The sequence below is a fragment of the Microbacterium sp. KKR3/1 genome (assembly GCF_021272365.1).
Classification (GTDB): Bacteria; Actinomycetota; Actinomycetes; order Actinomycetales; family Microbacteriaceae; genus Microbacterium; species Microbacterium aurugineum.
This window is the reverse complement of the sequence record NZ_JAJSDW010000001.1, coordinates 857361-870173: the sequence shown is the minus strand read 5'-3', so window position 1 is coordinate 870173 and position 12813 is coordinate 857361. Positions and strand designations below refer to the sequence as shown.

Annotated in this window: 12 protein-coding genes; 9 read left to right on the top strand and 3 right to left on the bottom strand. The window is 69.4% G+C overall.

The window, feature by feature from the left end; genetic code table 11:
- The first annotated feature begins 146 nt into the window (after nt 1-146).
- The 3 genes from LVJ59_RS04255 to LVJ59_RS04245 all read left to right on the top strand — a co-directional run bounded on the left by LVJ59_RS04255 (nt 147) and on the right by LVJ59_RS04245 (nt 4088).
- The gene (locus LVJ59_RS04255) at nt 147-1601 is read left to right on the top strand and encodes a GuaB1 family IMP dehydrogenase-related protein (RefSeq protein ID WP_134353482.1); all 1455 of its coding nucleotides are present in this window, start codon (nt 147-149) and stop codon (nt 1599-1601) included.
- A gap of 112 nt (nt 1602-1713) precedes the next feature.
- Nucleotides 1714-3030 (top strand): hemolysin family protein, encoded by a 1317-nt coding sequence (locus LVJ59_RS04250; RefSeq protein ID WP_232762118.1) that lies wholly within the window; start codon nt 1714-1716, stop codon nt 3028-3030.
- Nucleotides 3027-4088: a hemolysin family protein gene (locus tag LVJ59_RS04245; protein WP_232762117.1), complete on the top strand. Its 1062-nt coding sequence runs from the start codon at nt 3027-3029 to the stop codon at nt 4086-4088. The genes LVJ59_RS04250 and LVJ59_RS04245 overlap by 4 nt, the downstream gene beginning before the upstream one ends.
- Nucleotides 4089-4156: 68 nt before the next feature.
- Here LVJ59_RS04245 and LVJ59_RS04240 read toward each other — a convergent pair whose 3' ends face one another.
- Complete coding sequence (locus LVJ59_RS04240; protein ID WP_232762116.1) at nt 4157-5224, bottom strand: NADH:flavin oxidoreductase/NADH oxidase; 1068 nt, start codon at nt 5222-5224, stop codon at nt 4157-4159.
- A 55-nt stretch (nt 5225-5279) separates the two neighbouring features.
- Between LVJ59_RS04240 and LVJ59_RS04235 the strand changes: the two genes are divergently transcribed.
- From LVJ59_RS04235 to LVJ59_RS04210, 6 genes are read left to right on the top strand one after another with little or no spacing between them, the layout of a single operon-like run.
- Nucleotides 5280-6110 carry an NAD(P)H-hydrate dehydratase gene (locus LVJ59_RS04235; RefSeq protein WP_232762115.1) on the top strand — a complete coding sequence of 277 codons (831 nt, stop codon included), beginning with the start codon at nt 5280-5282 and terminating at the stop codon, nt 6108-6110.
- Nucleotides 6107-7342 (top strand): hypothetical protein, encoded by a 1236-nt coding sequence (locus tag LVJ59_RS04230; RefSeq protein ID WP_232762114.1) that lies wholly within the window; start codon nt 6107-6109, stop codon nt 7340-7342. The genes LVJ59_RS04235 and LVJ59_RS04230 overlap by 4 nt, the downstream gene beginning before the upstream one ends.
- 4 nt (nt 7343-7346) lie before the next feature.
- Complete coding sequence (locus tag LVJ59_RS04225) at nt 7347-7691, top strand: thiamine-binding protein (protein WP_134353486.1); 345 nt, start codon at nt 7347-7349, stop codon at nt 7689-7691.
- Nucleotides 7684-8160, top strand: a complete 477-nt coding sequence (locus tag LVJ59_RS04220) for a GNAT family N-acetyltransferase (RefSeq protein ID WP_232762113.1) — start codon at nt 7684-7686, stop codon at nt 8158-8160. The genes LVJ59_RS04225 and LVJ59_RS04220 overlap by 8 nt, the downstream gene beginning before the upstream one ends.
- 9 nt (nt 8161-8169) lie before the next feature.
- On the top strand, nt 8170-9399 hold the full coding sequence (locus LVJ59_RS04215; protein WP_232762112.1) for an MFS transporter: 1230 nt from the start codon (nt 8170-8172) through the stop codon (nt 9397-9399).
- 9 nt (nt 9400-9408) lie between these two features.
- Complete coding sequence (locus LVJ59_RS04210; RefSeq protein WP_232762111.1) at nt 9409-10020, top strand: NUDIX domain-containing protein; 612 nt, start codon at nt 9409-9411, stop codon at nt 10018-10020.
- Between the two features lie 14 nt (nt 10021-10034).
- Here LVJ59_RS04210 and LVJ59_RS04205 read toward each other — a convergent pair whose 3' ends face one another.
- Both LVJ59_RS04205 and LVJ59_RS04200 read right to left on the bottom strand, forming a co-directional pair.
- A complete protein-coding gene (locus LVJ59_RS04205; protein WP_232762110.1) occupies nt 10035-11240 on the bottom strand; it encodes a homoserine O-acetyltransferase in 1206 nt (401 codons plus the stop codon).
- 162 nt (nt 11241-11402) lie between these two features.
- On the bottom strand, nt 11403-12725 hold the full coding sequence (locus tag LVJ59_RS04200; protein WP_131492192.1) for a bifunctional o-acetylhomoserine/o-acetylserine sulfhydrylase: 1323 nt from the start codon (nt 12723-12725) through the stop codon (nt 11403-11405).
- Between the last annotated feature and the right edge of the window lie 88 nt (nt 12726-12813).

The window sequence follows — 12813 nt, the reverse complement described above, 5'->3', positions numbered from 1 at the left end:
TTTCATCGCTGAAGCTCTCTGGTGCGGACGTCGTCGCAGGATGCGTTCGGGCCCGCACGCTCTCGACCAACAAGCCTAACGTGTTTCGCTCGGGGATTCGTCGAAGCCATGCGCCCGTGGCGAGGGGATCTGGGTACCGTGGAGACATGGAATTCTCAGGAGCGCAGCCGGCCGTCGATCTGACCTATTCGGACGTCTTCCTCGTGCCGCGCCGATCCGCGGTGAGCAGCCGCCTCCAGGTCGATCTGGCGCCCCTCGACGGCACCCCCGCGACCCTGCCGATCGTCGCCGCCAACATGAACTCCGTGACGGGTCCGCGCATCGCGGCGGTGCTCGCGCGACGCGGTGCTCTCGGTGTTCTTCCGCAGGACCTGCCGTTGCAGGATCTCGACTCCGCGATTCGCGAGGTGAAGGCGCAGCCGGTCCTCTGGGACACCCCGATCGTGCTGCCACCGGAAGCGTCCGTCGCCGACGCGCTCCGCCTGCTTCCGGCGACCAGCGGACACGGGATCGTCGTGGCCCGCGGCGACGCACCGATCGACGTGGAGCGCATCGTCGGCATCCTCCCCGCAGTCCGACTCGCCACGGCGCTGCCGGATGCGCAACTGGGCGACCTCGTCCACCGGGGTACGCCGTCGATCGATGCCGATGACATCGGTTCGGAGCGGCACGCGTTCGATGTCATCACCGACGCCGGGGTCGAGATGGTGACGGTGATCCACCACGGTCACCTCGTGGGCACTCTGAGCGCACGCAGCGCCTTGCGGTCCACGCTCTACCGGCCGGCGCTCGACGCTGACGGTCGACTGGCGGTGGCCGCGGCGGTCGGCATCAACGGCGACGTCGCCGCCAAGGCGAAGGCGCTCGCCGGAGCAGGCGTCGACGTGCTCGTCGTCGACACGGCACACGGACACCAGGAAGGCATGCTGAGGGCGCTTCGCGCGGTCGCCGATCTCGACCTGGGGCTCCCGATCGTGGCGGGGAACATCGTCACCGCCGACGGCGTCGCCGACCTGGTCGACGCGGGCGCCTCGATCCTCAAGGTCGGTGTCGGGCCCGGGGCCATGTGCACGACCCGAATGATGACGGCGGTCGGTCGACCGCAGTTCTCGGCGGTCCTCGAGACCGCGCAGGCCGCGCGGGAGCTCGGCGCACATGTCTGGGCCGACGGCGGGGTGCGGTACCCCCGCGACGTCGCTCTGGCGCTTGCCGCCGGTGCGGCCTCCGTCATGGTCGGCTCCTGGTTCGCGGGAACCATCGAGGCTCCGGGAGAGCTGCAGCACGAGGGCGACGGGCGTCTCTTCAAGGAGTCCTGGGGCATGGCGTCGACCAAGGCGGTGCAGGCGCGGTTCGGCCGGCTCGACGCGTACGAGCGTGCGCGCAAGGAACTCTTCGCCGAGGGCATCTCCTCGTCGAAGATCTACCTCGACCCCCTGCGGCCCGGCGTGGAGGACCTGCTGGACATGATCACCTCGGGCGTACGTTCGTCGTTCACCTACGCGGGAGCGTCGACCGTGCCCGAGTTCCACGACCGTGCGCTCGTCGGCCTCCAGTCGGCAGCGGGATACGAAGAGGGCAAGGCGCTGCCGGTCAGTTGGTGAGCGCGAGCGCGAGCGCGTCCTCATTCGATACAATCGTCCCCATAATGGACGACCCTCCCAGTTGTAGAACATCGCCCCACTGTCCGCCTCTCTCCTCGGAGAGGAACCTCTGATGGACTACATCATGTTGGGCGTGGGGCTCCTGCTCACGGTCGGCACCGGCCTCTTCGTCGCGAGCGAGTTCGCGCTGGTCAATCTCGACCGCGCCGACCTCGAAGCACGTCAGGCTCGGGGGGAGTCCCGGCTCTCGCTCACGATCAGTGCCCTCAAGCACACGTCGACCCACCTTTCGGCGGCACAGCTCGGTATCACGCTGACGACGCTGCTGACCGGTTACACGATGGAACCGGCGCTCTCGAACCTCCTCCGGCCGACGCTTCTGGCCTGGCGCATTCCGGAAGCAGCCGTCTCGCCCATCGCGACCATCGTGGCGATGTTCATCGCCACCGTGCTCTCGATGATCCTCGGTGAGCTGGTGCCGAAGAACTTCGCGCTCGCTCTTCCCCTCGCCACCGCGAAGCTGGTGGTCCCTTTCCAGATCGCATTCACCACGGTCTTCAAGCCGGCCGTGGTCGTGCTCAACGGCAGCGCCAACGGCGTGCTGCGCAGCATGGGGATCGAGCCGAAAGAGGAGCTCTCCGGCGCCCGGAGTGCGGAGGAGCTCTCCTCGCTGGTCCGGCGCTCCGCCAGCGCGGGCATGCTCGAGGCCGACACGGCCACGCTCCTCGACCGCACTCTGACGTTCTCCCGACTCACCGCCGCCGATGTGATGACCGCCCGCCCGAGCATGCACGCGATCGCCGCCGGTGACTCCACCGACGATGTCATCCAGCTCGCCCGCCGCACCGGGCACAGTCGGTTCCCCGTCTACGACGACGACCTCGACGACATCATGGGCGTCGTGCATCTGAAGGCTGCCATCTCCGTGCCGCGCGAGCGCCGTGCGGAGGTGCCTGTCGGCGCGCTGGCGACCGAGCCCCTCCGTGTTCCGGAGACGGTCCACGTCGACGCCCTGATCTCCGAGCTCCGCGCACGCGGCTACCAACTGGCCGTCGTCGTCGACGAGTACGGCGGAACGGCAGGGCTCGTGACGCTCGAGGACCTCGTCGAGGAGCTGGTGGGCGAGGTCGCCGATGAGCACGACCGCACTCGGGCCGGAGTGATCCGCAACCGCGAGGGCATCACCTTCCCCGGCGAGTTGCGGCCCGATGAGCTGCGTCGTCGCGCCGGGGTCGAGGTTCCGGAGGGCGACGTCTACGACACCGTCGGCGGGTACGTCATGAGCGTGCTCGAGCGCGTGCCCTCGGTCGGTGACGAGGTTCCGCTCGACAGCGGCACGCTCCGGGTCGTGCGCATGGACGGCCGACGCGTCGATCGCGTCCGCTACGTGCCGAGTCTGCTCGGCGAGGGAGAGGGGGCCACCCGATGAACGATTGGGCAGGACTCGCCTGGCTCGTCGTGCTTCTCGTCGCGAACGCCTTCTTCGTCGGCGGCGAGTTCGCCGTGATCTCCGCGCGGCGGTCGCAGATCGAGCCCCGCGCCGATCAGGGATCGCGCGCGGCCAAGACGGCGCTCTACGCGATGGAGCATGCGACGCTGATGCTCGCGACCTCGCAGCTCGGCATCACGATCTGTTCGCTGCTCATCCTGAACGTCTCCGAGCCCGCGATCCACCACCTGCTGGCCGTGCCGCTGCATGCTCTCGGCTGGCCGGACGGCGCTGTCGACGCGGTGTCGTTCACCATCGCGCTGCTGATCGTGTCGTTCCTTCATGTGGTGTTCGGCGAGATGGTGCCGAAGAACCTCGCGTTCTCGGTGCCGGACCGTGCCGTGCTCATCCTCGCCCCGCCCCTCGTGTGGGTGTCGAAGGTGTTCATGCCCGTGATCTGGGTGCTCAACGCGACGGCCAACGGCGTGCTGCGGCTGTTCCGCGTGGAGCCGAAGAACGAGGCGGCATCGACCTTCACCCTCGATGAGGTTGCCACCATCGTCAGCCAGTCGCGGCGCGAGGGTCTGCTCATGGACACCGCGGGAACGGTCGCGGCCGCCGTCGAGTTCACCGATAAGAAGGCGCGAGACGTGGCCGTGCCCCTGAGCGACCTGGTCACGCTTCCGCAGTCGACCACGCCGGACGACATCGAGAAGGCGGTCGCCCGCTACGGGTTCTCGCGCTACGTGATCGTCGACGACGAGTCCGTGCCGATCGGCTACGTGCACTTGAAGGACATCCTCCGGGCCTCGGAAGGCCCCGATGCCGAGGTCAAGATGATCGAGCCGGTCCCGGCGAAGCGCATCCACCACATGGTGCCCGTCCAGGAGGACACGGATCTCGAGGACGCCCTCGCGGTCATGCGCCGCGCCGGTCGTCACCTGGCGAAGGTGCGTGACGCGCGGGGGAACACCACCGCGGTGCTGTTCCTGGAGGACATCCTCGAAGAGCTCGTGGGAGAGGTGCAGGACGCGACTCGTCGTTTCCGCGGACGCTGACCCCGATCACACGCTCGAAGGCCGCCGGCTCCCCGAGGAGTCGGCGGCCTTCATGTCTCCGTCCGGCCTCAGCGCCAGTGCGCGCGTTCGTACTGGGGTGGCCATGCGACCTCGGCGCCGAGTTCATGTGCGGCGCGGAGCGCGAAGTGCGGGTCGCGAAGCCACTCCCGGCCGGCGAAGACCGCATCCGCCGCGCCGTCGGCGAGCACCTGCTCGGCCTGGGCGGATGCGGTGATCAGTCCGACCGCCGACACCGGGATGCGGCCTCCGCGGCGGACGGTCTCGGCGAGAGAGACCTGGTATCCGGGGAACACCTCGATCCGCTGATGGGCCACGAGGCCGCCGCTCGAGACGTCGATCAGGTCCGCTCCGCGCTGCGTGGCCCAGTCGGCGACGGTGGACGCCTCATCGGGGGCGAAACCGCCTTCGGCGTGGTCGGTGGCCGAGATCCGCACGAAGACCGGCACCTCGGGACCCGCAGCCTCGCGCACAGCGTCCACGACGCGCAGCAGGAGCCGCGCGCGGTTCTCGAGCGAGCCGCCGTACTCGTCGTCTCGCCGGTTCGAGAGCGGGGACAGGAACTGGTGCAGCAGGTAGCCGTGCGCACCGTGGATCTCCAGCACGTCGAAGCCCGCCTCGAGAGCGCGTCGCGCGGCGTCGGCGAAGGCCTCGACCACGCGGTCGATCCCGGCGAGGTCGAGGGCGACCGGCGCGTCGAAACCGTCGAAGGCGATCGCCGACGGCGCAACTGTCGTCCAGCCTCCCTCGGCAGCCGGCACCGACCCCCGCTCACGTGCCCACGGCCACCACGTCGATGCCTTCCGTCCCGCGTGCGCGAGCTGGATCCCGGCGGACGCCCCACGGTCGTGGATAGCGCGGACGATCGGCGCCCAGGCGTCGCACTGCTCGTCGCTCCAGAGACCCGCATCGCGCGGCGAGATACGGCCCTCGGGTACCACCGCGGTCGCCTCCGCGACGATCAGTCCGGCGCCGCCCGAAGCGAACTGCGCGAGGTGCGTGTGATGCCATTCCTGCACCAGGCCGTCGACGGCGCTGTACATGCACATCGGCGAGACCCAGAGGCGATTGCGGAACGTGACGGAACGGATGCTCAGCGGGGAGAAGAGAAGACTCACCGTTCGACGCTACCGCGACGACGCGCCTCGCGGAGCGTCGCACTAACGTGGAGTCATGGTCGAGGTGCGCGAGTGGACACGCAACGATACGTCCCGGTACTTCCGCGCGCCCGCCGCAGAGGACGACAAGTACACGCGCGGGGTGGTGGCGCTCTGCACCGGATCGGCCGCTTATCCCGGTGCTGCGGTGCTCGGTGTCGAGGCCGCGTGGCGGACCGGTGCAGGATTCGTGCGTTACGTGGGGGAGGAGCGGGCAGCCGATGCCGTGCTCGCCCGGCGCCCGGAGACGGTGGTCGGAGCGGACCCTGGTCGTTCCCGCGTGGATGCCTGGGTGATCGGATCCGGCACGGATCCGGCCCTTCGGACGGACGCGGAGAGCGTCGCGCTCCGGGAGATCCTCGCGGGGACCGTGCCGGTCGTCGTCGATGCCGGAGCGCTGGATCTCGCCCCCGGCGCCCGCGCCCCCTTCCTCATCACCCCGCACGCACGCGAGTTCGCCAGGCTCCAGGAGCGTCTGCGCCTGCAACCAGGCGGCGGACGCGCCGAAGGGGCCCGACAGGTCGCCGCGAAGATCGGCGGAACCGTGCTCCTCAAGGGCGCTCGCACGCTGGTCGCAGCCCCGGACGGGACGACGTTCGCGATCGAGGCCGGGACGGGCTGGTTGGCGACGGCGGGAACCGGAGACGTGCTCGCCGGCGTGCTCGGCGCGGTGACCGCCGCGAATCCCGATGCCCCGCTCGCAGAGATCGCCGCCGCGGGGGCCTGGGTGCACGGCCACGCGGCACGGATCGCCGCAGACGTGACCGCCGGCAGCCCGGGGCATCCGATCGTCGCGCTGGATGTCGCCGCGGCGCTGCCGCCCGCGATCGCGGACGTCCTCGCGTGAGGCGCGCGTCGAACAGCAGGGTGGTCGTGCTGTGGGCCGTCTTCCTGCTCGTGCACCTGCTCACAGCGTGGCTCGGGTGGGTGTATCCGAGTCAGCCGATGGGTGATGTCGTGCTCGTGTACGAGCCCTGGGCGACGTCGGCGCTCAGCGGGGGACCGATCGTCGGAATCGACGAGACCTGGGTCTACCCGCAGCTCGCCCTCGTGCCGATGCTCATCGCCGCGGCCCTGTCGGCGCCGCTCGTGCTCCTGCTCGGCGTCTCCAATGCGTATCTGGTCGGATGGGCGACGCTCGTGATCATCCTCGATGCCGTCGCCTTCGGTGTGCTCGTCGGCCGTTCGCCGTCGCGTGCACGTCGTGTGGCTGCCTGGTTCTGGTGTGCTGCGCTCTTTCTGCTCGGTCCCATCGCGCTGTACCGGATCGACGCGATCACGGTGCCGATCGCCGTGATCGGTGGGCTCTGGCTCGTGTCGCGGCCGACGATCGGTGCCGCCCTCCTCACGATCGGCGCCTGGATCAAGATCTGGCCCGGGGCGCTGGTCCTGGCGGCCGTCGTGGCGCTCCGCGCGAGGATGCGGGTGCTCCTCGCTGCCGCGGTCGTCACCACCGGGGTCGTCGCGACGCTGTTCCTGCTCGGCGCGGACACCGAGATCTTCGGGTTCCTGACGGAGCAGACCGGGCGGGGGCTGCAGATCGAGGCCGTGGCCGCCACGCCGTTCCTCTGGCTCGCGGTCGCCGGAGCCGCACGTATCGAGTACAGCTTCGAGATCCTCACCTTCCAGATCACGGCTCCCGGGGTCGACGCCGTCGCCGCCGCGCTCACACCCCTGATGGCGCTCTCGGTCCTCGCGGTGACGGTGGTGGGCGCGCGGAAAGCGGCGCGCGGTGCGACCTTCCCCCGGCTGTTCCCTCCGTTCGCCCTCACGCTCGTCACGCTGCTGGTCGTCACCAACAAGGTCGGTTCACCGCAGTTCCAGACCTGGCTGATCGCCCCGGTGATCCTCTGGCTCGTGCTCGATCGGGTCAGAGCGCGCGTTCCCGCCGTGATCGTCCTCGCGCTCTGCCTGCTCACCTGCCTCGTCTACCCGATCGGCTACGACGCACTCCTGCGCGCCGATGCCCTCGCCGTCGCCGTCCTCACGGTGCGCAACGTCCTTCTCCTCGTCCTGCTCATCCTGAGCATCCGTGCTCTCTCACGTGTGCCCGCCCGTCATCAGAACCCCCAGGAGTGAACCCATGCTGATCGCCTTCTCCGTCGCCCCGAGTGGCACCCCCGCCGATGGTGCGCAGCGCACCGACGCCTCCGTGCACGACGCCGTGGCGGCCGCCGTGCGCGTCGTGCGCGAGTCGGGGTTGCCGCACCGCACGACGAGCATGTTCACCGAGATCGAGGGTCCGGACTGGGACACGGTCATGGCCGTCGTCAAGCGCGCGACCGAAGCGGTGATGCCGTTCGGGTCACGGGTCTCGCTCGTGCTCAAGGCCGACATCCGTCCTGGGTACTCCGGAGAGCTCGACGCGAAGATCGAACGGTTGGAGTCGGCGATCGGGGAGGCGGCTGCCGCGGAGCCCCGTGACTGATCCGCGTCCGCTCGCATCGGTCGTTCTCCGGACGGCGCTCGCCGAAGACGCCGAGTGGATCGCCGAGCTGCGCGCCGACGTGCTCCGCGCCGACCTGGAGCGGCTGGGGCGCTACGACCCGACGCGTGTCCGGCAACGCTTCCGCGATGCGTTCGAGCCGGCGTACACGCGGATCATCGTGGTGGACGCTGTGGATGTCGGGTCTGTCGCCCTCCGTCCAGACGGCGACATCACGTGGCTGGAGCACCTCTACCTCGACGCCTCGCACCACGGGAGGGGCGTCGGCACTCGGGTCCTGGCGATGATCCTCAACGACGACGGGCGGTACCGGCTCAACGTGCTCCAGGGCAGTCTGGCGCGCAGCCTCTACGAGCGTCACGGGTTCACCGTCGACTCGCAGGACGACGTGGACGTGTTCATGACGCGAGAACCAGGCGTCCCGGCGGTCGTGCACCCCGACGGCCGCTAAGCTGATCCGGTGAATCCCTCGACGCAATCGAGGGGTGCGGCGAAGTGGGCGCTCCTCTCTCTCGCCATCGGCAGTTTCGGCATCGGCATGACCGAGTTCGTGGTCATGGGCCTGCTGCCCAACATCGCCGCCGACCTGCTGCCTGCGCTCTGGGCGACCCGTCCGGAAGAAGCGCTGAGTCAGACGGGGTGGCTGATCTCGTTGTACGCGCTGGGTGTCGTCATCGGCGCCCCGACCATCGCGGGCTTCGTCGCGCGCTACCCGCGTCATCGAGTGATGATCGTGCTCGCCCTCGCACTCACCGTGTTCAACGCCCTCACGGTGGTCCTGCCGACGTTCGAGCTCGTCGCCGCCTCGCGATTCCTCGCCGGGTTGCCGCACGGCGCGTACTTCGGCATCGGAGCTCTCGTCGCCGCCGACGTCATGGGGCCGGGAAACCGTGCCAAGGGCGTGGCATTCATTCTCACCGGCCTCACGGTCGCCAATGTCATCGGGGTGCCGCTGGGGACCTTCCTCGGGCAGGAGTGGGGCTGGCGGGCGGCGTTCGCCGTCGTGGCGCTGGTGTTCGCGCTCGCGACGCTGTGCATCGCGCTGTTCGTCCCCGAGCACCCGGGCGATCCGGGGCGGACGATGCGTCAGGAGCTCCGGGTGTTCCGCCGGGCACAGGTGTGGTTCACACTCGGCATCGGCGCGATCGGCTTCGGCGGGTTCTTCGCGGTGTACAGCTACATCGCGCCGTTGGTGACGGACGTGGCGGGGTCACCCGAGTGGGCGGTCCCGATCGTGCTCGTGCTGATGGGGCTCGGCATGACCGCCGGAAACCTCGTGGGCGGCCACCTCGCCGACATCGATCTGCGCCGCACCCTGCTGTGGGGACTCGCGGCGATGGCGATCGTGTTCGCCCTGCTCGCCTTCCTCTCGTTCTGGATCGTGAGCCTCGGGCTGACGGTGCTCGTGGTCGGATTCGTCTCTTCGGTGCTGAGCCCGACCATCCAGACGCGTCTCATGGACGTGGCCGGTGACAACCAGTCGATCGCGGCGGCGATGAACCACTCGGCGCTCAACATCGGGAACAGCCTCGGCGCCTTCCTGGGCGGTGTCGTGATCGCCGTCGGATGGGGTTTCACCGCGCCGGCTTGGACCGGAGCAGCGCTCGCCGTTGCCGGGCTCCTGATCGCCGTGCTGTCGTACCGCATCGAAGCGCGCCGCCCCGAGGTCTCGGAGCTCGTCGCGTCGTAGAGTGTCGGGATGAGTGCGCCCGAGGATTCCCTGCCCGTCGCCGGCACCGTCGTCCTGCTGCGGCCCGCGGAACCCGGGTTCGAGGTGCTGCTGCTGCGTCGACCGGATCGTGGATCCTTCCCAGGCGCCTGGGTGTTCCCGGGCGGCAAGGTCGAGCCGGAGGACCGACGTGACGGCGAAGGAGACGTCGAGGACGCGCGCCGGGCCGCGATCCGGGAGACCTTCGAGGAGGTGGGGCTGGTGGTCGACGATCTCGTCGTCCTCTCCGAATGGCAGCCGCCGATCGAGGCTCCCACCCGCATCCGCACCTGGTTCTTCCTCGCCGCGGCGTCGGACGCGGTGCCGTCACCCGCTGAGGACGAGGTCGCCGAGTTGGCCTGGGCGCGGCCATCGGAAGTACTGGCGCGCCACGGGGCGGGGGAGTGGATGCTGTACCCGCCGACGTGGGTCACGCTGCACCGCCTGTCCGCGTTCGCGGATGCCGCTGCGGCACTGTCGTCCGGCGGTGCAGCGGAACTCTTCCAGACGCGTGTTCTCGATACCGAGACCGGTCGGGACTTCTCCTGGGAGCAAGGGCGCCTCGAAGCCAGTGTGCTGCCGTGGAGGTTCGTCGCAGGCTGAGGCGTTCGGGAGGCTCAGCTGTCGAGGAGCCGGCGGAGGTGGGACCCGACGGCTTCGGTCTCGATCAGGAACCCGTCGTGGCCGAAGTCGCTGGTGAGCACCACGGCCTCGTCGTCGATCACGTGCGGAATGCTGCGGGCGATGCGCTGCTGCCCGTCGACGGGGAACAGCCGGTCGCTGTCGATCCCGAGGACCAGCGTGGTCGCCGTGACCGCCCGCAGAGCTTCTTCGACACCCCCGCGCTCCCGCCCGACGTCATGCGAGTTCATGGCCTCCACGAGGGTGATGTAGCTGTTGGCGTCGAAGCGGCGGGTGAACTTGTTGCCGTGGAAGTCCAGGTACGACTCGACCGCGAAGCGCCCGCCGTGCCCGAGCGGCGATACCTCCGACTGCCAGGACCGCTGGAAGCGCTGGTTGAGCTCGATCGGGCTGCGGTAGTTCAGCAGAGCCATGCGCCGCGCCAGGGCGAGACCGCGGTGGGGGCCGTCGCCGTCGGACAGGTCGTAGTACTCGCCGCCCTGGAACCGCGGATCCATCCGGATGGTCTCCAGCTGCACGGTGTTCAGCGCGATCTGGTCGGCCGTCGTCACCGACGGAGAGGAGAGGACCGCGAGACGCTGCACGCGCTCGGGGTGGGTGGCGGCCCACTCCAGGGCATGCATGCCCCCCATCGAGCCGCCGATGACCGCGGCCCACGTGTCGATTCCCAGCGCATCAGCGAGCCGCACCTGCGCCGCCACCTGATCGCGGATCGTCAGGTAAGGGAATCGCGATGCCCACTCGTAGCCGTCCGGGGCGACACTCGCCGGGCCCGTGGATCCCTGGCAGCCGCCCAGCATGTTCGGCGCGATCACGAACCAGCGATCGGTGTCGAGGGGGGCGCCGGGGCCCGTGATGTCCTCCCACCAGCCCGCGGTCGGATGGCCCGCTCCTGCGGGGCCACGCAGATGGCTGTCGCCCGTGAGCGCATGGAGGACGAGGATCGCGTTGTCGCGGGCGGCGTTCAGCTCGCCCCAGGACTCGTAGGCGATCCGGATGCCGGGCAGCTCCGCACCGCTCTCCGTGGCGAAGGCTCCGAAGGCGGCGAAGCGCCTGCCGCCGACCGGGTCACCATCACGCCAGGCCCCGGTCGCCGGGGGGCGGGCGCGGAGGAGACGGACGTCGGCCTCCGTCACGGGTGCCGACGGCACCGTGTCCTCGGAGGTCGTCTGCCAGTCCATCCCTCCATTGTCGCGTGACCCGGCGCACATCGGCGGCAGGTTACGCTCTCGCGAGCATCAATTCCGGTCGACGCCCCCGCACAGCGTCGACGCCCCTCCTGAGAGACGTGATTCAGGAGGGGCGTCGACGGTAGGACGGGGTGTCGACCGGAACAGCGGGGGTCAGGCGCGGGCGGCCTCCGACACGGCGCGTGCCGCGGCGAGAGCCTGATCCAGGTCGGCCTTGAGGTCCTCGATGTTCTCGATGCCGACCGAGAGGCGCACGAGGCCCGGCGTGACACCGGCCGTGAGCTGCTGCTCGGGGGTGAGCTGTGCATGGGTGGTCGACGCCGGGTGGATGACGAGCGAGCGGACGTCGCCGATGTTGGCGAGGTGGCTGAACAGAGACAGGCTGTTCACGAACTCGCGCCCGGCCTCCACGCCGCCCTTCAGCTCGAACGACAGCACGGCACCGACACCCTTGGGCGCGTACTCGTTCGCCTTGGCGTACCACGGCGAGGAGGGCAGCCCCGAGTAGTTGACCGTCGCGACATCGTCACGGCCGTCGAGCCACTCGGCGATCTCCTGGGCGTTCTGCACGTGACGCTCGATGCGCAGCGACAGCGTCTCGACACCCTGGATGAGGTTCCACGCACTCTGCGGCGCGATCGCGGAGCCGAGGTCGCGCAGCAGCTGCACACGGGCCTTGATGATGTACGCGAGGGGGTCGCCGACAGCAGCGGTGTAGCTGGCGCCGTGGTACGAGGGATCCGGGACCGTGAGGCCGGGGAACTTGTCGACGTTCTTCGACCACTCGAACGTGCCGCCGTCGATGATGACTCCGCCGATGGTCGTGCCGTGGCCGCCGAGGAACTTCGTGACCGAGTGCACGACGATGTCGGCACCGAACTCGAACGGACGGATCAGGTACGGGGTGGCGATGGTGTTGTCGACGATCAGCGGCACCCCGTTCTCGTGCGCGACGTCGGCGACGGTACGGATGTCGAGGATGTTGATCTGCGGGTTGCCGATCGTCTCTGCGAAGAACAGCTTCGTGTTCGGACGGACGGCGCGGCGCCATTCCTCGGGGTCGTCCTGGTTCTCGACGAACGTGACCTCGATGCCGAGCTTCGCGAGGGTGTACTTGAAGAGGTTGTAGGTGCCGCCGTAGATCGAGCTCGAGGCGACGAAGTGGTCTCCGGCCTGCGCGATGTTCAGGATGGCGAAGGTCGAGGCCGCCTGTCCGCTGGCGAGCACGAGCGCGCCGGTGCCGCCTTCGAGTGCGGCGAGCCGCTGCTCCAGCACGTCCTGGGTCGGGTTCTGGATGCGGGTGTAGATGTTGCCGAACTCCGCGAGGGCGAAGAGGTTGGCCGCGTGATCCGCGCTGTCGAAGACATACGAGGTGGTCTGATAGATCGGCGTGGCGCGCGCCTTCGTGACCGGGTCGGGGGCGGCGCCGGAGTGGATCTGCTTGGTCTCGAAGCGCCAGGACTCAGGTGCGGACATGTGATTCCCCCAGGAGTGGTCGGAAGGTCGGATGGCGGATGCCGTTGCTGCGAGAGTACGGAATATCGCTCGGTGTCAACAGTGAGGG

Coding starts and splice junctions, on each gene's coding strand:
- LVJ59_RS04255 (WP_134353482.1), top strand. CDS start 147: ATGGAATTCTCAGGAGCGCAGCCGGCCGTCGATCTGACCTATTCGGAC.
- LVJ59_RS04250 (WP_232762118.1), top strand. CDS start 1,714: ATGGACTACATCATGTTGGGCGTGGGGCTCCTGCTCACGGTCGGCACC.
- LVJ59_RS04245 (WP_232762117.1), top strand. CDS start 3,027: ATGAACGATTGGGCAGGACTCGCCTGGCTCGTCGTGCTTCTCGTCGCG.
- LVJ59_RS04235 (WP_232762115.1), top strand. CDS start 5,280: ATGGTCGAGGTGCGCGAGTGGACACGCAACGATACGTCCCGGTACTTC.
- LVJ59_RS04225 (WP_134353486.1), top strand. CDS start 7,347: ATGCTGATCGCCTTCTCCGTCGCCCCGAGTGGCACCCCCGCCGATGGT.
- LVJ59_RS04210 (WP_232762111.1), top strand. CDS start 9,409: ATGAGTGCGCCCGAGGATTCCCTGCCCGTCGCCGGCACCGTCGTCCTG.
- LVJ59_RS04205 (WP_232762110.1), bottom strand. CDS start 11,240: ATGGACTGGCAGACGACCTCCGAGGACACGGTGCCGTCGGCACCCGTG.
- LVJ59_RS04200 (WP_131492192.1), bottom strand. CDS start 12,725: ATGTCCGCACCTGAGTCCTGGCGCTTCGAGACCAAGCAGATCCACTCC.